The sequence below is a fragment of the Pseudomonas sp. MS646 genome (genome assembly GCF_036693845.1).
GTDB classification, from domain to species: Bacteria; Pseudomonadota; Gammaproteobacteria; order Pseudomonadales; family Pseudomonadaceae; genus Aquipseudomonas; species Aquipseudomonas chlororaphis_E.
On record NZ_CP144763.1, the window covers coordinates 3,122,651 to 3,144,297 of the forward strand.

19 protein-coding genes and 1 pseudogene are annotated in these 21,647 nt (G+C 62.2%); 8 read left to right on the plus strand and 12 right to left on the minus strand.

The window, feature by feature from the left end; translation table 11 throughout:
* Positions 1 to 22 precede the first annotated feature (22 nt).
* The 5 genes from V3H56_RS13810 (at position 23) to V3H56_RS13830 (ending at position 7,830) form a co-directional block, all read left to right on the plus strand.
* Positions 23 to 1,228, plus strand: a complete 1,206-nt coding sequence (locus tag V3H56_RS13810; RefSeq protein WP_047738608.1) for a monovalent cation:proton antiporter-2 (CPA2) family protein — start codon at positions 23 to 25, stop codon at positions 1,226 to 1,228.
* Positions 1,229 to 1,827: 599 nt separating this feature from the next.
* Positions 1,828 to 3,237 carry a putrescine-ornithine antiporter gene (gene potE, locus V3H56_RS13815; RefSeq protein ID WP_047738610.1) on the plus strand — a complete coding sequence of 470 codons (1,410 nt, stop codon included), beginning with the start codon at positions 1,828 to 1,830 and terminating at the stop codon, positions 3,235 to 3,237.
* Positions 3,234 to 5,540, plus strand: a complete 2,307-nt coding sequence (locus V3H56_RS13820; protein WP_047738612.1) for an Orn/Lys/Arg decarboxylase N-terminal domain-containing protein — start codon at positions 3,234 to 3,236, stop codon at positions 5,538 to 5,540. Before potE ends, V3H56_RS13820 begins: the two co-directional genes overlap by 4 nt.
* 376 nt (positions 5,541 to 5,916) lie before the next feature.
* On the plus strand, positions 5,917 to 6,873 hold the full coding sequence (locus V3H56_RS13825; protein WP_338473453.1) for a response regulator: 957 nt from the start codon (positions 5,917 to 5,919) through the stop codon (positions 6,871 to 6,873).
* Between the two features lie 3 nt (positions 6,874 to 6,876).
* The gene (locus tag V3H56_RS13830) at positions 6,877 to 7,830 is read left to right on the plus strand and encodes a sensor domain-containing diguanylate cyclase (RefSeq protein ID WP_047738615.1); all 954 of its coding nucleotides are present in this window, start codon (positions 6,877 to 6,879) and stop codon (positions 7,828 to 7,830) included.
* Positions 7,831 to 7,903: 73 nt separating this feature from the next.
* Here the strand turns inward: V3H56_RS13830 and V3H56_RS13835 are convergent, their stop codons facing one another.
* From V3H56_RS13835 to V3H56_RS13845, 3 genes are all read right to left on the minus strand, one after another.
* Complete coding sequence (locus V3H56_RS13835; protein WP_047738617.1) at positions 7,904 to 8,677, minus strand: creatininase; 774 nt, start codon at positions 8,675 to 8,677, stop codon at positions 7,904 to 7,906.
* Between the two features lie 69 nt (positions 8,678 to 8,746).
* Entirely contained in the window at positions 8,747 to 9,298 is a 552-nt protein-coding gene (locus V3H56_RS13840; RefSeq protein ID WP_042729138.1) for a VOC family protein, read from the minus strand.
* Between the two features lie 47 nt (positions 9,299 to 9,345).
* On the minus strand, positions 9,346 to 10,767 hold the full coding sequence (locus V3H56_RS13845) for a cytosine permease (protein ID WP_047738619.1): 1,422 nt from the start codon (positions 10,765 to 10,767) through the stop codon (positions 9,346 to 9,348).
* 330 nt (positions 10,768 to 11,097) lie between these two features.
* Here V3H56_RS13845 and V3H56_RS13850 point away from each other — a divergent pair, with 330 nt between their 5' ends.
* Entirely contained in the window at positions 11,098 to 11,766 is a 669-nt protein-coding gene (locus tag V3H56_RS13850; RefSeq protein ID WP_047738621.1) for an NAD(P)H-dependent oxidoreductase, read from the plus strand.
* Positions 11,767 to 11,798: 32 nt separating this feature from the next.
* Positions 11,799 to 13,154, plus strand: a complete 1,356-nt coding sequence (locus V3H56_RS13855; RefSeq protein WP_047738622.1) for an amidase — start codon at positions 11,799 to 11,801, stop codon at positions 13,152 to 13,154.
* On the opposite strand, the gene V3H56_RS13860 is transcribed toward V3H56_RS13855, so the two are convergent.
* Entirely contained in the window at positions 13,144 to 14,082 is a 939-nt protein-coding gene (locus V3H56_RS13860; RefSeq protein ID WP_042729142.1) for a LysR substrate-binding domain-containing protein, read from the minus strand. The two genes, V3H56_RS13855 and V3H56_RS13860, sit on opposite strands and share 11 nt — an antisense overlap.
* 87 nt (positions 14,083 to 14,169) lie before the next feature.
* Positions 14,170 to 14,784 (minus strand): urea carboxylase-associated family protein, encoded by a 615-nt coding sequence (locus V3H56_RS13865; RefSeq protein WP_042729143.1) that lies wholly within the window; start codon positions 14,782 to 14,784, stop codon positions 14,170 to 14,172.
* A gap of 129 nt (positions 14,785 to 14,913) precedes the next feature.
* Here V3H56_RS13865 and V3H56_RS13870 point away from each other — a divergent pair, with 129 nt between their 5' ends.
* Positions 14,914 to 15,783, plus strand: coding sequence for a LysR substrate-binding domain-containing protein (locus tag V3H56_RS13870; RefSeq protein ID WP_042729144.1), 870 nt, complete (start codon positions 14,914 to 14,916; stop codon positions 15,781 to 15,783).
* 8 nt (positions 15,784 to 15,791) lie between these two features.
* On the opposite strand, the gene V3H56_RS13875 is transcribed toward V3H56_RS13870, so the two are convergent.
* The 7 genes and pseudogenes from V3H56_RS13875 to catC all read right to left on the minus strand — a co-directional run bounded on the left by V3H56_RS13875 (position 15,792) and on the right by catC (position 21,640).
* Complete coding sequence (locus V3H56_RS13875) at positions 15,792 to 16,565, minus strand: 1,6-dihydroxycyclohexa-2,4-diene-1-carboxylate dehydrogenase (RefSeq protein ID WP_042729145.1); 774 nt, start codon at positions 16,563 to 16,565, stop codon at positions 15,792 to 15,794.
* 7 nt (positions 16,566 to 16,572) lie between these two features.
* Positions 16,573 to 17,586: a benzoate 1,2-dioxygenase electron transfer component BenC gene (benC, locus tag V3H56_RS13880; RefSeq protein ID WP_047738624.1), complete on the minus strand. Its 1,014-nt coding sequence runs from the start codon at positions 17,584 to 17,586 to the stop codon at positions 16,573 to 16,575.
* A 10-nt stretch (positions 17,587 to 17,596) separates the two neighbouring features.
* Positions 17,597 to 18,085 carry a benzoate 1,2-dioxygenase small subunit gene (gene benB, locus V3H56_RS13885; RefSeq protein WP_047738626.1) on the minus strand — a complete coding sequence of 163 codons (489 nt, stop codon included), beginning with the start codon at positions 18,083 to 18,085 and terminating at the stop codon, positions 17,597 to 17,599.
* Positions 18,082 to 18,882: pseudogene (locus V3H56_RS13890) on the minus strand (SRPBCC family protein); the annotation flags it as partial. The pseudogene V3H56_RS13890 and the gene benB, both read right to left, overlap by 4 nt.
* A 417-nt stretch (positions 18,883 to 19,299) precedes the next feature.
* Positions 19,300 to 20,259 carry an AraC family transcriptional regulator gene (locus tag V3H56_RS13895; RefSeq protein WP_042729148.1) on the minus strand — a complete coding sequence of 320 codons (960 nt, stop codon included), beginning with the start codon at positions 20,257 to 20,259 and terminating at the stop codon, positions 19,300 to 19,302.
* A gap of 106 nt (positions 20,260 to 20,365) precedes the next feature.
* Positions 20,366 to 21,295: a catechol 1,2-dioxygenase gene (gene catA, locus V3H56_RS13900; RefSeq protein ID WP_047738628.1), complete on the minus strand. Its 930-nt coding sequence runs from the start codon at positions 21,293 to 21,295 to the stop codon at positions 20,366 to 20,368.
* A gap of 54 nt (positions 21,296 to 21,349) precedes the next feature.
* Positions 21,350 to 21,640, minus strand: coding sequence for a muconolactone Delta-isomerase (gene catC, locus V3H56_RS13905; RefSeq protein ID WP_042729150.1), 291 nt, complete (start codon positions 21,638 to 21,640; stop codon positions 21,350 to 21,352).
* Positions 21,641 to 21,647 lie beyond the last annotated feature (7 nt).

Here is a 21,647-nt window from a genome sequence, read left to right on the forward strand (position 1 = left end):
GCCGCTGATAGGAGAACATCCAATGCCTCATGACGGAAGCCTGCTCAAAGCCACGGTGATGTTCCTGCTGGCGGTGGTCCTGCTGGTGCCACTTGCCCAGCGTCTGCGGCTCGGCGCTGTGCCTGGCTATCTATTGGCCGGAGTACTCATCGGACCTTCGGTACTGGGCCTGGTGAACAATGCCCAGAACGTCAGCCGGCTCTCGGAAATCGGCGTGGTCATGCTGCTGTTCATCATCGGCCTGGAGTTGTCGCCGCGACGCCTCTGGATGATGCGCCGAGCGCTGTTCGGCGTCGGGTTGCTGCAGGTATTGCTCAGCGGCGTGGCCATCGGCGGGGCGGCGCTGCTGCTTGGGCAGGGCCATCAGGTGTCGGTGGTGATCGGGTTGGGCCTGGCACTGTCCTCCACCGCCTTTGGCCTGCAGATGCTGGCCGAACGCAAGGAACTGGGGAGCCCCCATGGCCGCCTGGCGGTAGCCATCCTGTTGTTCCAGGACATTGCCGCCATCCCACTGATTGCCTTGGTGCCTTTGCTCGGTACCCTGGACAGCGGCGCAGCCGCCGAAACCGGGCTCAGGCCAGTGCTGGCGGTGATCGTTGGGATCGGCGTGATCATCGTTGGCGGGCGCTTGCTGCTGCGACCGGCTTTTGCCTGGGCAGTGGGTTCGAGACTGCGGGAAGTCTCCACTGCCACCGCGTTGCTGCTGGTGCTGGGCACCGCCTGGATCATGGAGCACGTCGGGGTATCGATGGCATTGGGGGCCTTCCTGGCCGGCATGTTGATGGCCGAATCCGAGTACCGGCACGAAATGGAGACCCAGATCGAGCCGTTCAAAGGTTTGTTGCTCGGTTTGTTTTTCGTCGGCGTGGGCATGTCCATGGACTTGCGCTTGTTGAGTGCCGAACCTTGGGTGGTGCTCGGGCTGACGCTACTGCTGGTTGGCCTGAAGCTACCGATCCTGATGGGCCTTGGGCGCTGGGCCGGTGGCCTCGATCGGGCCGGGGCGATAGGGCTTGGGGTGGTCCTGGCCTCAGGTGGCGAGTTCGCCTTCGTGGTGTTCAAGCTGGCACTTGAGCAGCACCTGGTCGATCAGCGCCTGCACGATCTGCTGGTGTTGGCCATCGCGCTATCGATGGCTCTGGTACCGCTGTTGATGCTGGGCCTGGCACGCCGGCTGCCGGCGCGCGCAACTGATAGCCTTCCCTCCCAGGACCAAGACCAGCAATGAGGTGTCGTCTGTGCACTGCAAACCCATGGCCCGAGGTGGACAATGGCGTGCACATCTGCAATTCATGACGTGTTTTGATCCGTATGACTGCTGGGAAGCGAGCGTAAACAATTGGGGTGAGTAAGCGCCGAACTTAACGGGGTTTCAAGATAGCTACCGGGATAAGTGGCTGGCTGAAGGGATTCGTCACTTTGTTATTGGCACGAGCATAGAGGTTAATCGCCAACATCAGAAACTACAGCCTCTGTCACACGTTCAATGGAGTTTGGAAGGTCGAATGCGCTGTGGGATTCGCCGCCAATACTTGAACTTTCAGATCAAGGCGCCACTTCTTGCTCGCTGAGCGGGCTGTCTGTTCAGGCTTGCAACGGCCATGGGCTTCATATTGATTTGGTATAGACGCGATTACGAACCGCGTTATAACGCCAATCGCCGAAGATCATCGGCCGCCTGTCAAAGGTGGAGCGAGCGCCCACCAGGGGAAATATAAGCCTGTCGAATTATAAAAAATCAACGGCGCATTAGCGTGAACTTTCTTGCAGCTTTCCAATACTTAGCTATAGCTAGTTTTCCTTCCCCCGCATGAAGTGAGGCACGGAATGACCGCCGCGAAGAAAATGACGGTAGTGCAGTTGACCATGTTGACTGCCGTCAACATGCTGGGCTCAGGCATCGTTTTATTGCCGAGCAAACTGGCCGAGGTGGGCGCTATTTCCATCCTGTCATGGCTGGTCACTGCCACCGGCTCCCTGGCACTGGCCTATGCGTTCGCCCGCTGCGGAATGCTCAGTCGCAAGACCGGCGGCATGGGTGGCTATGCCGAATACACCTTTGGCAAGGCCGGCAACTACATCACCAACTACACCTACGGCCTGTCGCTGTTGATTGCCAACGTAGCGATCAGCATCACCGCCGTCGGCTACATCCAGGAACTGTTCCAGCTCAAGCTCGATTCATTGCAAGTGGGGCTGGCAACCATCGCTTTGTTATGGATCACCACCTTCGCCAACTTCGGCGGTGCGCGGATCACCGGCCGGATCGGTGCGGTCACTGTGTGGGGTGTCATTGCGCCAGTGGTGCTGGTGTCGACCCTGGGTTGGTTCTGGTTCGACAGCAGTGTCTACGCGGCGGGTTGGAACCCCCACGACAAGAGCTGGTATGAAGCGGCCGGTGCTTCGGTGGCAATCACCTTGTGGGCGTTCCTGGGGCTGGAGTCCGCTTGCGCCAACACCGATGCGGTGGAAAATCCCGAGAAGAATGTACCGATCGCCGTACTGGGCGGAACCCTCGGTGCGGCCGTGCTCTACATCGTGTCAACGAACGTCATCGCTGGCATCGTCGACAACGCCGAGCTGGCAGCCTCCACGGCGCCGTTCGGGTTGGCATTCGCCAAGATGTTCAGCCCGGCGGTGGGCGACCTGGTGATGGGGCTGATGGTGCTGGCGTGCATCGGCTCGCTGCTCGGTTGGCAGTTCACCATTGCCCAGGTCTACAAGAGTTCGGCGGACACCGGCTACTTCCTGGCGATCTTCGCCAAGGCCAACAAGGCTGGCACGCCAATCATCGGCATGCTGGTATTGCTGGCGGCACAGACGGCATTGGGCCTGCTCACCATCAGCCCGGACCTGAGCAAGCAATTCGATACCCTCGTCAACCTGGCAGTGGTCACCAACCTGGTGCCCTACATTCTCTCGATGGCCGCCCTGATGACCCTGCAGAAAGTCTCCAACGTGCCCGCCAGCAAGGCCCTGGTCACCAACATCATCGCCTGGGTGGCGGCCGCCTACAGCTACCTGGCGCTGTACAGCTCCGGCGAGCAGGCGCTGATGCTCGGCGGCGTGGCGACGATCTTCGGCTACACCTTGTTCGGCTTCGTCAACAACCGGCTGATTCGCCTTGAAGCGCTGAACAACAGCGTACCGACGCAAACCGTCAGCGCGCAGCACCTGACGGGTGACCCCGTACCGGTGAACCACTTGAACAAAGGCAGCCTGGAGGCTCAATCATGACGGAAAATACCCAGACGCTCGGGATGCTCACTCTGCTGGTCAGCAGCCCGCCCGACAAGCGCACGGTGTTTGGCCGCGCTCTGAATCAACTGATCAGCGACGTCGAGCAACGCGCCATCAGCGTGCTGGTGTCCGAATCCCTCGGCGACGCAACGTCGATCCTCAATTCCGACCCGGCCATCCAATGCGTCCTGCTCAGTTGGGAAATGGACGCCAGCGAAGGCCACGAAGAATGCATCAAGCTGCTGGCCAACCTGCGCGAGCGCAACACCCGGGTGCCGGTGTTCCTGATCAGTGATCGCAGCACCGCCTCCAGCATCCCGCTGGTGGTGATGCAACACGCCGACGACTTCATCTGGTTACCGGAAGACACCAGCCGGTTCCTCAGCGGCCGAATCCTGGCGGCCATCGAGCGCTATCGCAAGGCCGCCCTGCCACCGATGTTCGGTGCGCTGGTCAAATTTGCCCGCTCTTATGAATATTCCTGGCACACACCTGGCCATGCCGGCGGTACGGCCTTCCTGAAAAGCACTGCTGGTCGGGCGTTCTACGAGTTTTTCGGGGAAAACCTCTTGCGCTCGGACCTGTCCATTTCCGTCGGCGAGCTGGGCTCGCTGCTGGACCACAGCGGGCCCATTGGCCAGGGTGAACGCTACGCGGCCAAGGTATTCGGTGCCCATCGCACCTACTACGTCACCAACGGCTCGTCGATGTCCAACCGCGTGATCCTGATGGCCAGCGTCACGCGCAACCAGATTGCCCTGTGCGACCGCAACTGTCACAAATCCGCCGAGCATGCGATGACCCTCTCCGGCGCCCTGCCCACCTACCTGGTGCCGACCCGCAACCGCTACGGCATCATCGGACCGATCCTGCCGCAGACGCTGAGCGCCGAAGGGGTGAAAGCAGCCATCGCGAATAACCCGATGGTCAAGGCCGGCATCGACCCGACACCGGTGCACGCGATCATCACCAACTCCACCTACGACGGCCTGACCTACAACGTCACCCGCGTCGAGGAACTGTTGGGGCAAAGCGTCGATCGCCTGCACTTCGACGAAGCCTGGTACGGCTATGCACGGTTCAACCCGCTGTATCGCGAACGCTTCGCCATGCACGGCAGCCCTGACGATCACGATGATTCCAAGCCCACCGTGTTCGCCACCCAATCGACCCACAAGTTGCTGGCCGCGCTGTCCCAGGCTTCGATGATTCATGTGCGTAATGGCCGCAACCCGATCGAGCATGGGCGCTTCAACGAGTCGTTCATGATGCATGCCTCCACCTCGCCCAACTACGCGATCATGGCGTCCTGCGATGTCAGCTCGGCCATGATGGAGGCGCCGAACGGGCAGATCCTGACCAGTGAATCCATCGAGGAAGCCGTCGCCTTCCGCCAGGTCCTCTCGCGCATGCACAACGAGATGCAAGGCAAGGACGAGTGGTTCTTCACCTGTTGGCAGCCGCCGTCGGTGCAGGTTGACGGCGCCCCGATGCCCTTCCACGCCGCCGACCCGGTGATGTTGCGCACGGAGCCGGACTGTTGGGTGCTGCATCCGAACGAAACATGGCACGGCTTCGGTGACATCGAAGACGGCTACTGCATGCTCGACCCGATCAAGGTCTCGGTGCTGAGCCCGGGCATGGGTGACGATGGCCACCTGCAGGACTTCGGCATCCCTGCCTGTGTTGTCACCGCTTACCTGGAGCACCAGGGCATCGTGGTGGAGAAAACCACCGACTTCACGATCCTGTTCCTGTTCTCCATCGGCATCACCAAAGGCAAATGGGGCACGCTGGTCAACGCCCTGCTCGACTTCAAGCGTGACTATGACGAAAACCTCGAACTGGAGTTGTGCCTGCCGGACCTGCTGACCGCCAACCAGCAGCGCTACGCCGGCATGGGCCTCAAGGACCTGGCCGATGACATCTTCGCCGCCATGAAACAGCACAAGACCACCGCGTCCATGGCCCAGGCGTTCGGCATGCTGCCGCAAGCGGTGTGCAGCCCGGTGGAAGCCTACGAAAAACTGGTGCGCAACCACATCGAGAAGGTCACGCTGGACAACGCCGCCGGACGCATCGCGGCCACCGGCATCGTGCCCTACCCACCAGGGATTCCCCTACTCATGCCCGGCGAAAATGCCGGCCCCGCGGATGGCCCGCTACTGGCTTACCTGAGGGCGCTGGAAGCCTTCGACAGATCCTTCCCAGGCTTCACCCATGACACCCATGGAATCGAGGTCGAGGACGGCGTCTATCACCTGTTGGTACTGAAGGCCGCTGGCGGGGTTGCGGATTGACCAAGGCCGGGCCATGTAGTCTCTATGGCTTCTGTAGCTTCTGTAGCTTCTGTAGCTTCTGTAGCTTCTGTAGCTTCTGTAGCTTCTGTAGCCTCTGTGGCCTCTGTGGCGAGGGAGCTTGCTCCCGCTGGGGCGCGAAGCGGCCCCTTTTTGCCCGACCCGAGCGCCTGCGGCGGGAGCGGACTCTCTCACCACGCGAGCCCTGTGTTCGCGGTGTTCGCGCCTGGCATTTGAATTTTGCTGAATTCGTGAACATCGGCGCGGTCGGAACAAATAAGCCTGTGGCATGATGCCCATCGGATTTTCCCTGATATCCAACCCTCGGCGAGCGTCTTCTGTGTCAGTGATTCCCCTAGTGGTATGCGATGACTCCAACATGGCCCGTAAACAGGTATTACGGGCGCTGCCGGCGGACTGGCCGGTTTCGATCACCGAAGCCACCAATGGCCGCCAGGCCATGGATGCCATACGCCAGGGCCTGGGACAGGTGGTGCTGCTGGACCTGACCATGCCGGAAATGGACGGTTACCAGGTCTTGAGCGCCTTGCGCGCCGAAGGACTGAAGGCCCAGGTCATTGTGATCTCCGGCGACGTTCAGGAAGAAGCGGTGCGCCGTGTGCACGAACTGGGCGCGCTGGCCTTCCTGAAAAAACCGTTCGACGAAGCCGAGTTGCGCCAGACCCTCGGCAAGCTGGGATTGCTGGCACACCCCGGACAAACCCCACAACCACGCGCGGTACAAAACACCGCGATCAGTTTCCACGACGCTTTCCGCGAGACCGTCAATGTCGCCATCGGCCGCGCCGCTGCCTTGATCGCCAAGGTGCTTGGGGTGTTCGTGCAGTTGCCCGTGCCGAACGTGAACATCCTTGAAGTCGGCGAACTGCACATGGCCCTGGCCGATGCCAGCAATTCCCAGCAACTGACCGCGATCTGCCAGGGTTTCATCGGCGGGGGCATTGCCGGCGAAGCGCTGCTGATGTTCCACGATTCGGAAATCACCGACATCGCCCTCCTGATGCAGCGGGAAAGCGCCGATTATTCCGACCTCGAAATGTTGCTGGACCTCTCCAGCGTGCTGATCGGCGCCTGCCTGAGCAGCATCGCCGAGCAGGTCGACGTGGTGTTTTCCCAGGGCCATCCGCAGATTCTGGGCCAGCATGCGGCCATCGACGAGCTGATCCGGGTCAACCGCAAGCGCTGGAAAAAGACCCTGGCCGTGGAAATCAGCTACAGCCTGGAGGGCCAGGACATCAGTTTCGACCTGTTGTTGCTGTTCACCGAGGACTCCATTCCCCGCCTGACCCACAAACTCGCCTACTTGATGAACTGAGCCATGAACGATTCTATCGACCTGAACGAATTCCACTGGTTGCTGGCCGTGGTTCAGAGCATCGACGTCGGGGTGGTAGTGCTCGACCGCGACTACCGCGTGCAAGTCTGGAACACCTTTATGGAGAACCGCTCCGGCATACAGCCCAAGGACGCCCAGAACCAGCACTTCTTCAGCCTGTTTCCGGAAATCGACCGCCAATGGTTCAGCCGCAAGGTGGAGAGCGTTGCCACCTTGGGCACGCCGGCGTTCACCATCTGGGAGCAGCGTCCGTACCTGGTGCGGTTCATGAACTACCAGCCGATCACCGGCGAAGAAGAGTTCATGTACCAGAACACCACGCTGCTGCCGCTGCACTCCCCCGACAGCAAGATCAACCATATCTGCCTGGTGATCTACGACGTCACCGACGTCGCCACCAACCGTCATCAGTTGCAGGCCGCCAATGCGCAGTTGCAACAGTTGTCGAGCATCGACCGGCTGACCGGCCTGTACAACCGCGGTCACTGGGAAGAAAACCTCAAGGCCGCCTACGCCCGGCACCTGCGCTATGGCAATGAGCTGAGCCTGGTGATGTTTGACATCGATCACTTCAAGCGGGTCAACGACACCTACGGGCACCAGGCCGGCGACAAGGTGATCGAGCAGGTGGCGCGGGTCCTGCGCGAGCATGTGCGCGACTCCGATGCCGCCGGGCGCTACGGCGGCGAAGAGTTCGGTGTAGTGCTCTCCGACACCGACAAGGAAGGCGCCCAAGTATTTGCCGAACGCCTGCGCAAGGCCATCGAAGGCCTGGAAGTGATGCATGGCGACCAGCGCATCCGCTTCACCATCAGCCTGGGCGTCGCCGACCTGAGCCAGCCCGCCAACAGCCATGCGGACCTGATCGCCTGGTCGGACCACGCCCTGTACACCTCCAAGGAGTCTGGGCGTAATCGGGTGACGGTGTATGGGTAAATAGCACGTCAGCCCAGCTCAGTTGATTGCGAGATACCTCAACTGAACTGGGCCTTTGTGGCCTTATCAGGTTTCAGACTTCACCCAGGGCGAACTCGAACCGCACCGCTTGCACGATCCCGCCGATGACATCGCCCACCAGCCATTGGCCCTTTTGCGCACTGGCACCCAACGCCGATGAGAGCACGCCACTGGCGGGCACCCATTCGGTGCGCGTGGGGTACAGGTCGTAGACCGGGAATTCGGCCGGGCCATGGGCGGGAATCCGGTCAAGCGCCACTAATTGCGGGTGATAGTGCAGCATCATCGAGGTTTCGATGACCGCCGCATGTTCCAGGGCGATACCGGGGAAACCGTCGGGGAAAATCCGCTCGATCGTCTGGGGCTGCAAGAACTCCCAATGTTCCAGGCGCATGACCTGCAGGCCAGCGTCCGGGCCGATGTCGCGCAGGGCCAGGTCGATGCCCTCGGTCACGAACCATTGGTTCTCGTAATGCCCAATCACCAGGACCAGGCGCTTGACCCCATGGCGATGAAACTCGCGCACGGCATCGCGGACCATCGCGATCAGCGTCGCGCCGTCCACGCTGGTGGTGCCGCAAAAGTGCTGCCCTCCTCCGCACTTGGGCTGGGATTTGTACCCATAGGCCAGCGCCGGCGCGACGATGCCGTGGATTTCCCGGGCGACGTCTTCGCTGATGGCGCTGGCCAGCAAGGCGTCGGTGCCCAGGGGCAAGTGCGGTCCATGCTGTTCGGTCGCACCGATCGGCAGAAACACCACGGCACCGGATTGCACGCGGCGCTCGTATTCGACCCAACTGAGGTTGTCCATCCGGACGTTGTTCATGGCTGTCTTCCCATCGTCGGTTGTGAGGCAAAAGTCCCGACGCCAGGGGCGCCGGGAGCCGCGTCGTGCCTACGGGCGCGCCGGGTACCAGGATTCGGGTTCCGGATAATCCCAGTCCCCAGGGAACGCATAGGTCTCAAACACGGTGGTGGTGTCGGCCTCGGTGCCGAAGAACGCAAAATGGTTCACCCCCATCCAGGAGCCCGACTGCACGCACTTGAAGCCACGGCGTTGCAACTCGGCGATGCGTTCTTCGAAGGGAATGTTGTTGCAGTCATAGGCCACGTGCTGGATGCCTTCGCCGTGCTTCTCCAGGAAGTCGGCGAAGATCGTCGGGCCGGACACCGGCTCCATCAGTTCCCAGACCATGTTCCCAGACTGGGCGAAACAGACCTTCAGGACGAATTCGGCCGGCTCTCCGTGGTAGGTCTGGTTCTCGGTGTTGTCCGGGCTGAAGGTGTACACCCGCCATGGGCCAATCCCCAGCTTGAGCAAGCCATCCATGGTGCGCTGGTGGTCCCGGGTCACGATCGCGATTTCCACGACGTTGCCCAGGAAGGCGTCGACCTCGGCCCCGGCACTCAATGCCGACAGCACGTTAGTTTGTTCAAGATGAGACATATGCATTGACCTCTTTCATCGTTAATAGGTGTTTTACAGACAACTTCTTATTCAGCGACTGCCGGGGTGTGAACCGTTGCCACTCGCCGGGAAAGATGCAGTAAGTAATAACTGCCGCCGCCCACGCTTAATCCTGCCAACCAAGACAAATCGATTCCGCCCAAGGCCATTGCAATCGGCCCTTGTAATGACGCGACGGTGCCAACTTGAAATAACCAGGCCGCCAGTACACCCACGGCAAGGGCCAATACGCCTTTCCAGTTCACGTCGGTGCAGGCACTTTGCGAGTGGTGGCAGTACAACGAATCGAGATCCACCCGGCCGCGGCGGATCAGGAAAAAGTCCACCAGGGTGATACCCGCCCAAGGGCTGATCCACACCACAAAGAACACCATCAGGTTTTCAAAGGCATGGACGAACTCACCCGATTGCAGGAACAGATAAAGAATGAACAGTGCCACCACCCCCGAGACCAGCGACACCGCCCAGCGCGCAATGCGCAGGTCCAGCGACAGGGTCGCCAACGCCGCCGAGTAGATGACCACGATGTTGGTGGCCACCGGGCCGTGCAACAGCACCAGCAGCACCGGCAGCGCCATCGTGCCGAACACTGCGATGATCAGTTGCGCCGGGTCCGAACCGCCACCCGCCGAAGCAATCGCGGCGCCGAGGAAGGCGAGCCAGACGGTGGGCAGGAACATGCCCAGGAACGTCGAGCGAAACACCTGGCCGTCGGACAGTTTGGTCTGGGTGAACCGGGTGTAGTCCGAGGCGTAGACCAGCCATGAGATGCCCCAGCCGATCCCGATGGCCGTCATCAGGCTGCTCATGGCCGAGAGCTTGCCGATTCCCTGGATGGTGGTCGTTTGCCACTGGATGTCCACGTGCGTGAACGCCAGCACGGTCATCACCATCATGATCACCAGAATCACCGGCATGGTGTAGCGCTCGAAGCACTTGATCGCGTTGAACCCCCAGGCCGCGATGACCACCTGCAGGACCATGACCGCCACGGCGATCAGGTACTTGAGTTCCATGCCGCCACTGACACCGACTTTCTCCAAGGCCGCCACCGACAGGTCGAGGACGATCCAGGTGTTGGTCGCCACCCACCCCATGGGCATCAGCACTTGCATGAGGGTGGGCAGGTAGGCGCCGCGCCGACCGAAGGCGAGCCGCGACAGCACCATCTGCGGCACCCCGGTCCGGTGGCCCATGATGCAGATGCCGCCGAACAGGGCCGCACCCAGCAGGTTGCCGATGACAATCACCAGGAGCGTTTCCATAAGGCTAAGCCCCAACTGGATGCCGATGGCACCGAGCACCCAGTTGATCGGTGCCACGTTGGCGCCGGCCCAGATCCAGAACTGGTCCAGGGGTGTGGACGTACGATGGCTGTCGGGCATGGGTTCAATGCCCAGCACATCGTGATTGACTTGACTGACTTCGGAGTTTCGACGCGTTGACATTATTATTTTCCTCGCTGATCGGCGACCACGTGAATCGCTGCGAATCATTAAATCGAGGTGCGAAGATTTAAGTAATTGATTAAACCTAAAAGGCCGTTTAGAAATATTCGCGGCTTTAGTTTTATTCAATTGCGCGCGACAACCAGAAGTGCAATTGGCACTTCAACGCGCCACAACCGCTCAAAAGAAGATGACCAGGTTAAATAAAATTAGCGGGTTGAGTTTTATTGGCCAAGCGCACAATAAATATCAATAGCCGAGCCGACGACCGTCGTGGCCCACTGGATCCGCTGCCGAGACATTTCGCCTCGGCATTTGAGGGAGTTATTCATGACCACGTTACTTCATATTGATGCCAGTGCACGCTCCGATCGCTCCTTGAGCCGTAAACTGTCCAAGGCGTTCGTCGACACCTGGCTTGAACGCGACAAACTGGCGCGGGTCATTACCCGTGACGTCGGGCACAACCCGCCTCCGTTCGTGACCGAGGCCTGGATTGCGGCGGTATTCACGCCCGAGGCACAGATGACCGCTGAAAAGCGCGAGCAAATCCGCCTTTCGGATGAGTTGATCGATGAAATCGACCGTGCCGACGTCATCGTCATCGGTACGCCGATGTACAACTATGGGATGCCCGCCGCGCTGAAATCCTGGTTCGACAAGGTGATCCGCATCGGCAAGACCTTCACCTTCGACCTGGGCCGGGGCGACTACCCGCTGGAACCGATCATGAGCGGCAAGAAACTGATCATCCTGTCTTGCCGAGGGGAATTCGGCTTTGGCCCCGGTGGTGTACGCGAAACCATGAACCACCTCGAAACCCATATCCAGACCTGCGCGCATTACCTGGGCGTGAACGAAACCCACGTCATCGCCATCGATTACCAGGAGTTCGGCGACGCTCGCCACGAAGCCTCCATCGCCGACGCCTTCGATGCGGTGCCGGTACTGGTCGGGCAACTGATCGGAGAACGACACAACCTGCGTGCGCCGGCTTGAGCAGCCGGCTTAACCCGACGAAGGGAGACGACATGACCACCCTGTTGCACACCGCCGAGCGACTGAAGCAAGGCCTGACGACACCTGACGAACTGGTCGCGGCGGCCTTGGTCGCCGCCCGCCATGGCGCTCATGTGTTCATTGAACTGTTTGAACAACGGGCCATCGAGGCGGCGCGGGCCTCGACCGAGCGCTGGCGGGACGGAACCCCGTTGAGCCCGTTCGACGGCATACCCTATGCGGTCAAGGACCTGCTGGACGTCGCCGGCACCCGGACCACCGCGGGCTCCATCACTCGCCTGGACGCGCCGATGGCGGACGCCGACGCCCAGGTCATCGCTGCGCTCAAGGCGCGGGGGATGATCGCCCTGGGCAAAACCAATCTCTCGGAGTTCGCCTACTCGGGCCTTGGCCTGAATCCACATTTCGGTACGCCGAAGGGCGACATGGCCGTGGGCGAACGCCGCGTACCCGGTGGTTCGTCGTCCGGCTCAGCCATCGCGGTGCAACGAGGCATCGTCAGCTGCGCCCTAGGCACCGACACCGCCGGATCGATTCGCGTCCCGGCGGCGTTCAATGGCGTGGTCGGGTACAAGGCCAGCACCGGTCGCTACAGTATGCACGGCGTCCACCCGCTCGCCGTCACCCTGGACAGCCTGGGGCCGTTCGCCCGGACCGTCGCCGATTGCGTCGCCCTGGATGCGGCCATGCGCGGTGCTGCCTGCCCGGCCATCGAGCCCGGCGCGCTTTTCCGCCTGCGCCTGGTGGTCGACGATGCGGTGCTGGCCGATGACGCGTTGCAGCCAGCCGTCCGCCACAACCTGTTGGCCATGATGGAATGTCTTCGTGGCGCTGGCGCACAGGTTGAACACCGTGCTGTGCGCGCCGTGGCCAGCACCCGGGAGCTGATCGCCCGGGATGGCTGGCTGGGGGCGATAGAAGCCTGGCGGCTGTTGGAGGCGATCGTCGAGGGGCCGGACGGCGCGCGTATGGACCGACGGGTCCGGGCGCGCCTGCGTTCGGCCAAGGCCATCGGCCCTGGGGTCGAAGCCAGGATTCGCCAGGCCCGCGACGAGTTGATGGCGGCCATCGAACGTGAGCTCGACGGTGCTCTGCTGGTCATGCCGACGGTCAAGCATGTCGCGCCGGCGATGGCGCCCCTGGAACAGGACGACGCGCTGTTCGCCGCGGTCAATCTGCAAACCCTGTCGCTGACCATGATCGGCAGCCTGCTGGATATGCCGGGGGTGGCCGTGCCGTCTGGCACGGACCCCGCCGGGCTACCGACCTCGGTATTGTTCTCGGCCCCGCAAGGCCACGATGACGCACTGCTCGGCGCGTGCCTGGCGATGGAAAGCACCCTTCACGCGGCGAAAGTCAGGGGGTAGGCAACGGCTGGCCGGCCAGGTCATCCAAGGTGTTTTCCCGGAATGACCTGGCTTCGCCGAGCAACCAGTCGCGAAACACGCCCAGGCTACGGCGCGAGGCACCCGGGTTGTTCTCTATCAGGTGGTACGTGAAACCTGGCAAGGTCGGGCCTTCGACCCGGCGCATCCGGCCAGAGCGCAACGCTTCGTCCATCAGCACCGTGCTGCACAACAACGGCCCGAGCCCGCGCTCCACCGCGTGCAGCGCCAGGGTTTCCTCGCTGTACCAGGAGATGCGCAATTCCCGCGACGGATCATGCGCGACCCTGGCGAGCCAGGCTGACCAGGAAGGCGCTTCGAGGGCCTGGTTTTTCCACTTGAATGCCAGCAATGCGCGCTGGTGAAAATCATCAATGGTGGGCGCCCGTCCGTCAGGACAGATGCGGGCGTCCGCCACCGCCATGTAACGGTCCTCGAACAGCACCGGCGCGCGGGCATTGGCGGTGAGCGGGCCATAACGAATCGCCAGGTCGACAGTTTCGGTGCGCAGGTCCACGACTTTCTCCGAGGCATGAATCGAGACCACAATGTCCGGGTAAATGGCGTTGAAGGCCGCCAGCCGCGGCATCAGCCACCGTTCGGCGAACGCCCGCGTGGTGGACACCTGGATGGCATCCGCGGCCTTTGGTGCGTCGATCAGGGCGAACGCCTGGGCGATCTGGTCGAAGCCGTCGCGCAACAACGGATAGATCGCCTGGCCGGCCGCGGTGAGCGTGACCGTCCGGCCCCGCTCCAGGAGTTTTTGCCCCAAGCCGTCTTCCAGTTGTCGGACCTGATGGCTGACCGCAGCGACCGTGACGGAAAGCTCGTTCGCCGCCGCTGAAAAACTCTGGTGTCGTGCGACGGCTTCAAACGCCCGAACGGAGTTCAGGGGAGGTATTTTGCGCATGGTTGTGCAGCCTCTTATCGGTGTGGCTTACCACGGACCCAGTATCCTGCTGACCGGTCGCGGCCGCCAGCAGGCTTTACCGGACGCTCAGATCACGCAGTAGTGAATATCCTGGGGCTGCATCCCATTGACGGCCGTGATGTCCTGGGGGCAGGCCGAGAGCACGACCACGGCGTCCATCGCCGCTTGCAGGCAGACGTAGTGCCCTGGTTCGCTGACCGGCGCCGCGAACTCGATGCGCCCGTCCCGATGAACCGGCACGTTCATGAACAGATTCAACGGGCTCGGAGTATCTGGCGCCGTCAGGCCCAGGGTCTGCAAGGCCAGGAACAGGTTCTCGTTGCAACTGGCATGATGGCCGACCACCCCCAGTTGCACGTAGCGGGTCGGATCGCAGGCGGCCACCAGGGAGTCATGGACACCAGGCGAGGTGTCTTCGATGAGCGTCAGGATGATGCGGCGCTGGTTGGTCAACAAGCCGTCTCCCTTGCACGGGTTGAGCTTCAGCCAGAAAGGACGGCTGTGCTCCATTGACATCGACTCCGTCAGGTCATCCGGGTTGAACGCCCAGGTGTCCACGACTTGCTTGCCGTGGGTGTTGACCACCTTCAGGGTCTGCCCCTTGCTCAGGCGGATCGCCACGCCGTGCCGGGCCGGGAGGCGGAGGTGTTCACCGGGATGGATCGAAGTCACTGCGTTCATGTGTTTGCCCCTTCTGGACAGATGGATTGGCCCGTGTACTGGACCCCTGCCCAAAGCAAAACATACGACCCGTGTACAAACCAATAATATAAAGTGGCCTCGGTATAAGTTGGATTTATAGGAAAAACCATGCGAATCCGTCAGCTCGAATGCTTCAGGACGTTGATGATCCACGGCACCATGACCCGGGCGGCAGAGTTGCTGAACATTTCCCAGCCCGCCATCAGCAGCACCATTGCCAACCTGGAGCACGACACCGGCCTGACCCTTTTCGTGCGCAAGGGCGGGCGCCTGCAACCGACGCCCGAGGCGCGGCTGTTTTTCGTCGAAGCGCAACGGGCGCTGGAGGCCGTGGAGAAAACACAGCGCATCGCCAGGGAAATTCGCACCGGCAAGCGCGGACATCTGGCCATTGCGGCCTACGCCAGCCTGTCGATCGCGCTGTTGCCTCGGTTGATGGCCGAGTTCGCCAGGGAACGGCCAGGGCTCGAACTCAAGCTCATTACCCGCAACTCACAATCGGTCCGTGAGCTGATGACCACCCAGCAGTTCGACCTGGCCGTCGCCGAGTTGCCCCTCGACTACCCCGCCGCCCACATGGACGTCATCCGCTATGAATGCCAATGCATGCTGCCGCCGGGCCATCCCTTGGCCGATAGGGACGTGATCACCCCGGCGGACCTGGACGGCGTGCCGTTCGTTTCGCTGTTCAAGGGCGACCCCATCTATCAGCAACTGGCCACGGCCTTCTCAGCCTATGGCGCCGCCTGGAACGTGGTGGCGGAAACAGAGTTCTTTTCCAGCGCTTGCGAACTGGTGCGCTGCGGCCTGGGGGTGGGCCTCGTCGACCCGGTGGTCAGTCGGCCCTTCACCGAACACCTGCTGCTCAAGCCGTTTTCGCCCCCGATCCAGTATGAAATTGCCCTTCTGCTGCCCACCCAGGAAGAACCGTCGCAACTGGCGCGCGCGTTTGCAACGTTCCTCAAGCAGCAGTTGTGAGCACAGGCTCAGCCCAGGTCGCCCCCACCCACCGGCAAGGTCACACCGGTGATGTATGACGCGTCGTCGGACGCCAGGAACAGGATCGCGGCGGCTTGTTCGTCCAAGGTGCCGTAGCGTTTCATCAGGCTGCTGTCCAGGGTCTGGTCGACGATTTGCTGGTACCAGGTTTTTTCCTGCGGGCTTTGCTCGGCGCTGTTTCGCGGGATCAACCGGGGCGGTGCCTCGGTGCCGCCGGGTGCCGTCGCGTTGACCCGCACCCCGCGACCGGCGGTTTCGAAAGCCAGGCACGCGGTCAATGCGTTGACCCCACCCTTCGCGGCGCCGTAGGGCACCCGATTGATGCTGCGCGTGGCGATGGAGGACACGTTGACGATCGCGCCGCTGCCCTGCTCAAGCATCAATGGCAACGCCGCGTGGCAGCACCACAGTGTCGGGAACAGCGAACGGCGCACTTCGGCCTCGATCTGCGGGGCTTCGTAATGTTCAAAAGGCTTGGCCCAGATCGTGCCGCCGACGTTGTTGACCAGCACGTCCAGGCGGCCGAAATGCGCCACGGCGAGGGTCATCACGCGGCGGCACTCGTCGTACTGTTCCAGGTCCGCCGTCAAGGCAAGCACCGGGTGAGCCGATGCCAGTTCCTCCTGCAACGCCAGCACTCGCTCAGAACGGTCCACCAGGATCAACCGCGCACCTTCGGCCGCCATGCGTTGCGCCACCCGCAGCCCGATGCCCTGGGCGGCGCCGGTGATCAACGCGACTTTTTCGTTGAATCGACTCATGAACACCTCAAGCCGCGCTGGCGGCAAATTTTTCGTAGTAGAAGTTCGCCGGGGCAATGCCCTGCTCGCCCATGAACTGGCTGACCGCCTCGACCATGGGCGGCGGACCGCACAGGTAAACGTCGACGTCACCCTCGTTCAGATACCCAGGCTCGATGTGCTCGGTCACATAACCCTTGAGCGGATGCTGGCTGGCCGGGTTGGCCACGCAGGCAGCGAAGCTGAAGCGGGGGATTCGGGCGGCGAAGGCTTGCAGCCGTTCCAGCTCCACCAGATCGACATCGTTGCTCACGCCATAGATCAGGTGGACCGGGTGCTCACTGCCCAGTTCGGCGATTTTTTCCAGCATCGCGGTAAACGGGGCCAGGCCGGTGCCACCGGCCAGCAGCAACAGCGGCCGCCGTATGTCACGCAGGTAGAAACTGCCCAGCGGCCCGGCCAGCCGCAGCGTGTCACCGGCCTTGGCCTGGCCGGTGAGGAAGCTGCTCATCAGGCCGCCCGGCACGTTGCGAATCAGGAAGCTGACTTCGCCGTCGCGCGGCAGTGAGCTGAACGAGTAGGCGCGGGTCTGGTCGCTGCCGGGCACGCCGAGGTTCACGTACTGGCCCGGCAGAAACGCCAGCGAGCTCAGGGCCTCGCCTCTGATCGACAAGGCGATGGTGCTCTGCGACAACTGGCGCACCGCACTGATGTTCGCCTCGAAGTGGGCCTGTTGCGTGCGGCAGACGTCCGAGGATACGGGCACCTTCACCACGCAATCGCTCTGGGCGCGCATCTGGCAGGTCAACACAAAGCCCTGCTGCGCTTCGTCGGCGGTGAGCGCATCGTCGATGTACTCCTCGCCCAAGTCATAGCGCCCGGCCTCGGCAAAGCACTTGCAGGTGCCGCACGCGCCGTCGCGGCAGTCCAGGGGAATGTTGATGCCCTGGCGGTAAGCGGCATCGGCCACGGTTTCGCAGGCGGTGGCCTCGATGAACCGGGTGACGCCGTCTTCGAAGTTCAATGCAATGGAATGAGTCATGACGGCTGCCTCACAGGTGATAGACATCGATGACCTGGCGAACGTAATCGTTCTTCAGGACCACTTTCTTGGCCTTGATCAGCGGGTTTTCACCGCGCATGTCCAGGGTGTAGAAGCTGCTGCCGAAATAGCTGTCGACGGTCTTGTAGCGAAAGCTCAGGGTGTGCCAGTTAAAGCGCACCTGGCACAGGCCGTCGCGTTGTTCGAGCAGCTCGATGTTGCTGAGGTTGTGGGACGTGCGGGTGTCCGGCACGGTGGCGCTGGAACGCTCGGTCTTGATCCGAAAGACCCGGTCTTCCAGGCCGGTGCGGTTGCCGTACCAGATCAGGGAGATTTCCCGCTGCGGGTCTCCGGTCAACTCGTCGTTGTCGTCCCAGGCGGGCATCCAGAACGTCGCATCCGGGGCGTACAGCTCCAGCCAGGCGTCCCATTGGCGGTCGTCGAGGTAGCGGGCTTCGCGGTAGAGAAAGTCGCGCACGGCGTCATGGGTAATGGTCATTGCACGGCCTCCACGGCGATCCGTTCCGACTGCTCGGCCGCCAGGGCCTTGAGCAGGGTTTGCTGCCAATACTTGTGCTGCAACACGAACAAGCCTTCGTCCTCGGTGCGCACACCGCTGAGCAACGGCTGCAGGTCGATCTCCCTCGCGGCCTCATCGGCGCCCTCGACCCAGTGCTCGGCGCCCCGAGACATGTCGTTCCAGGCGGTCGCACTGCCCTGGTAGCCGGTCTGGCAAGAACGGAACTCTTCCAGGTCATCGGGCGTGGCCATGCCACTGACGTTGAAGAAATCCTCGTATTGCCGGATCCGGCTCGAACGGGCCTGGTCGCTCTCGCCCTTGGGCGCGATGCAGTAAATGGTGATTTCCGTGCGGTTGACCGAGATCGGCCGGGCGATGCGGATCTGCGAGCTGAACTGGTCCATCAGGTAGACGTTGGGGTACAGGCACAGGTTGCGCGAGTGCTCGATCATCCAGTCGGCGCGGGCCTTGCCGAAGCCCTGGGCGAGCTCATCGCGGCGCTCGTACAGCGGCCGGTCCTCGGGGTTCGCCCATCGGGTCCAGAGCAGCATGTGGCCGCGGTCGAAGGAATAGAAACCGCCGCCTTGCCGGGCCCAACTGCCGGCGCTCATGGTCGGGTTGCAATCGCCGGCCTCGCGCTGCTTGCGCTGGTTCTGGGTGGCCGCGTAGTTCCAGTGCACGGAACTGACGTGGTAGCCGTCCGCGCCGTTTTCCGCCGTGAGTTTCCAGTTGCCTTCGTAGATGTAGCTCGACGAGCCCCGCAGCACTTCCAGGCCGATACGACTCGAAACGCGCGACCCGGGTCAGGGTCAGTGAACATCTCGCGCTTGCAGCGATAGATGCCGTGTTCCTTGTCGTCTTCAAGCAGGGAGTGAAGGTATTCGGGTCGCAGGGACATGGCCGCCGCCTCCATTGTTTTTGTTCAGGCAGGGCCATGCTAGGACGGGGGGATGGGGTGCACTATCCGAAGGTTGCAGACCTTTATCCGTTTTGCGCAGGGAGAATCGACTGGCGAATTGAGTTGGATGCGTTGCCGTCTTCGCGGGCAAGCCCGCTCCCACAGCGTTATTGGGTGGCTCAAGATGTGTGTCCGCCCCAGACGCCCTTGTGGGAGCGAGCTTGCTCGCGAAGGCGGTGGGTCAGTTGATGAAGAGGTCGACTGACCCACCGCATTCGCGGGCAAGCCCAGCGCATCAGTGGCGGCGTTTCAAGGTCTCGGAAGGCAGTTCGCCGAATTGCTTGCGGTAGCTGTCGGAGAAGCGCCCAAGGTGCAGGAAGCCATAGTCCAGGGCCACTTCGGTGACGTTGCGAACGTTGCACGCAGGGTCGCTCAGGCAAGCCTTGATACGCTCCAGGCGTTGCTGCCGGATGTAGTTCTTCGGTGTGGTGCCGGCATGGCGCTCGAACAACCCGTACAGCGACCGCAGGCTCATCCGCGCCTGGCGGGCCAGCGCCTCGCTGTCGATGTCCTGTTTGAGGTGGCGGGCGATGTAATCGGCGAGCCCCTCGAACGTGGCCGCCTGCGAGCCGAGGCAGGTACGGCTGACATTGGTTTTCATCAGGCCAAGCATCTTGCTGGCGATGATCTGTGCGTAGTGTTCCTGCACCCTGGGCACCGGCTCGCTGGCTTCGGCTTCCTGGCAGATCATGGCCAGCAGGCCGACAAACCCTTCCAGTTCATCGAGCCGATAACGGTTCTCCAGGAACCGCACGCCCTGCCCCGGATACCGCCAGCGTTGCTCGTCACAAAGCGACTCAAGCAGCTGGACCGGCAGCTTGATGATGAATTTCTCGCAGTCGGCCGAATAGGTCAGGTCCACCGGTTCGTCGGGGTTGATCAGCAACAGTTCGCCCGGCGTGAAGGCGTGTTCCAGCCCACGACCGCGCCACAGGCAATGGCCGTGCAACAACACTTGCAGGTGATAGACGTTCTCCAGCGCCCCGGACGTGACGCGCACGCTGCCGCCGTAGCTGATGCGACACAGGTCGAGGCTGGCGAACTTGCGGTGGTTGAGGCTGGCCAGCGGCCGCCCGGAACGGGGCATGCCGATGCGATGGGTACCGACATGCTGGTTGATGTAGCCAGAGACTGCATGAGGGTCGGCGTGATCGAACACGGTACTGCGCTGACTCAAGAGTTGCGCGTGCATCATCGGGTCACTCCCGTTCTTGTTATGGGGCCCAGGCCCTAAGCGGCGCTGCGGCCCAAACGCCGACGGCACGGGAAAAGTCCCGTGCCGCAGGTCACCGTCGTAGGGTTCAGGCTTCGAGTGCGCGAACACGCTCGTGGCGCTGCTGCTCTTCGGGCTGGGCGGACGGCTGCAAGGTAAAGTCAAAATCGATCTCGGCAAACCGGCCACTGACACCCCGGGCGCTGGCGCGCGCCGGATCGTCGCTGAAGGTGATCCTGGCGATCAGTTCGTCGCGGGTCGCGTAAGCGAAATCGTCATGCAGGTACTGGTCGCCATCCAGGTTGATCTGGGTGGTGAGGTGCCGATGGTCCGGTGCCGAGATAAAGAAGTGGATGTGCGCCGGACGCTGGCCATGGCGACCCAATTGATCGAGCAATTGCTGGGTCGGACCGTCCGGCGGGCAGCCATAACCCGACGGCACGATGCTGCGAAAGCGATAGCGGCCCTCGGCGTCGGTGACGATGCGCCGGCGCAGGTTGAACGCCGATTGCGTGGTGTCGAAGTACGAGTAGGTGCCGCCAGTGTTGGCGTGCCAGACGTCCACGACAGCGCCGGCCAAAGGCTCGCCAGCGGTGTTCAGGACTCGGCCCTGCATGAACAGGGTCACGCCCGGGTCGGCGCCGTCATCCAGGCGCGCCTCGCCTTGGCACAACGGCGCGCCGGCCACATACAACGGGCCTTCGATGGTACGTGGCGTCCCGCCGTACTTGCCGGCCTGCTCGTCTTCGGCATCCATCAGCAGGTCGAGGTAATGCTCAAGGCCCAGGCCGGCCACCAGCAGCCCGGCTTCCTGGCGCGCGCCAAGGACGTTGAGGTAATTGACGGCCTTCCAGAATTCCTCCGGGGTCACGCCAAGGTCTTCGATGATGTTCACCGAATCACGCAGGATCCGGTAAACCAGAGCCTTGGTGCGCGGGTTCCCTTCGTCGTTGAACAGGCCGCTGGCTTGCTCGAGAAACTGCTGGACGCCGGCCGTGTGGGAAATCTTGATGTTCATTTCGGTAGTTCCTCATCTTGTAATTATGAGTGTAGCGAGGCGGCCCCAACGGGCTCAGCGATCATCCTCGTGAATCGAGGACGGGTGGCGGCACATCGCAGTGACTTCGATCGCCATGTACGGGTACAGCGGCAGTTGCATCAGCAGGTCATGCAGTCGCTGAACGCTGTCGACGTCGAACACGCTGTAGTTGGCGTAGAGCCCGGCGATGCGCCACAAATGACGCCACGTGCCCTGCGCTTGCAGGCGCTGGGCCAGGGCTTTCTCGTCGGCCTTGAGCCGCGCGGCCCGTTCGGGGTTCATGTCGACCGGCAGGTTCACGGTCATCTTTACGTGGAACAGCATGGGGCTC

Bases quoted from the DNA above. Each gene is read 5' to 3' on its own strand.
- V3H56_RS13810 (WP_047738608.1), top strand. From the start codon at position 23: ATGCCTCATGACGGAAGCCTGCTCAAAGCCACGGTGATGTTCCTGCTG.
- benC (WP_047738624.1), bottom strand. From the start codon at position 17,586: ATGACTCATTCCATTGCATTGAACTTCGAAGACGGCGTCACCCGGTTC.
- V3H56_RS13865 (WP_042729143.1), bottom strand. From the start codon at position 14,784: ATGAACGCAGTGACTTCGATCCATCCCGGTGAACACCTCCGCCTCCCG.
- V3H56_RS13840 (WP_042729138.1), bottom strand. From the start codon at position 9,298: ATGTCTCATCTTGAACAAACTAACGTGCTGTCGGCATTGAGTGCCGGG.
- benB (WP_047738626.1), bottom strand. From the start codon at position 18,085: ATGACCATTACCCATGACGCCGTGCGCGACTTTCTCTACCGCGAAGCC.
- V3H56_RS13830 (WP_047738615.1), top strand. From the start codon at position 6,877: ATGAACGATTCTATCGACCTGAACGAATTCCACTGGTTGCTGGCCGTG.
- potE (WP_047738610.1), top strand. From the start codon at position 1,828: ATGACCGCCGCGAAGAAAATGACGGTAGTGCAGTTGACCATGTTGACT.
- V3H56_RS13860 (WP_042729142.1), bottom strand. From the start codon at position 14,082: ATGCGCAAAATACCTCCCCTGAACTCCGTTCGGGCGTTTGAAGCCGTC.
- V3H56_RS13850 (WP_047738621.1), top strand. From the start codon at position 11,098: ATGACCACGTTACTTCATATTGATGCCAGTGCACGCTCCGATCGCTCC.
- V3H56_RS13855 (WP_047738622.1), top strand. From the start codon at position 11,799: ATGACCACCCTGTTGCACACCGCCGAGCGACTGAAGCAAGGCCTGACG.
- V3H56_RS13845 (WP_047738619.1), bottom strand. From the start codon at position 10,767: ATGTCAACGCGTCGAAACTCCGAAGTCAGTCAAGTCAATCACGATGTG.
- V3H56_RS13875 (WP_042729145.1), bottom strand. From the start codon at position 16,565: ATGAGTCGATTCAACGAAAAAGTCGCGTTGATCACCGGCGCCGCCCAG.
- V3H56_RS13895 (WP_042729148.1), bottom strand. From the start codon at position 20,259: ATGATGCACGCGCAACTCTTGAGTCAGCGCAGTACCGTGTTCGATCAC.
- V3H56_RS13820 (WP_047738612.1), top strand. From the start codon at position 3,234: ATGACGGAAAATACCCAGACGCTCGGGATGCTCACTCTGCTGGTCAGC.
- V3H56_RS13835 (WP_047738617.1), bottom strand. From the start codon at position 8,677: ATGAACAACGTCCGGATGGACAACCTCAGTTGGGTCGAATACGAGCGC.
- V3H56_RS13825 (WP_338473453.1), top strand. From the start codon at position 5,917: ATGGCCCGTAAACAGGTATTACGGGCGCTGCCGGCGGACTGGCCGGTT.
- V3H56_RS13870 (WP_042729144.1), top strand. From the start codon at position 14,914: ATGCGAATCCGTCAGCTCGAATGCTTCAGGACGTTGATGATCCACGGC.
- catC (WP_042729150.1), bottom strand. From the start codon at position 21,640: ATGCTGTTCCACGTAAAGATGACCGTGAACCTGCCGGTCGACATGAAC.
- catA (WP_047738628.1), bottom strand. From the start codon at position 21,295: ATGAACATCAAGATTTCCCACACGGCCGGCGTCCAGCAGTTTCTCGAG.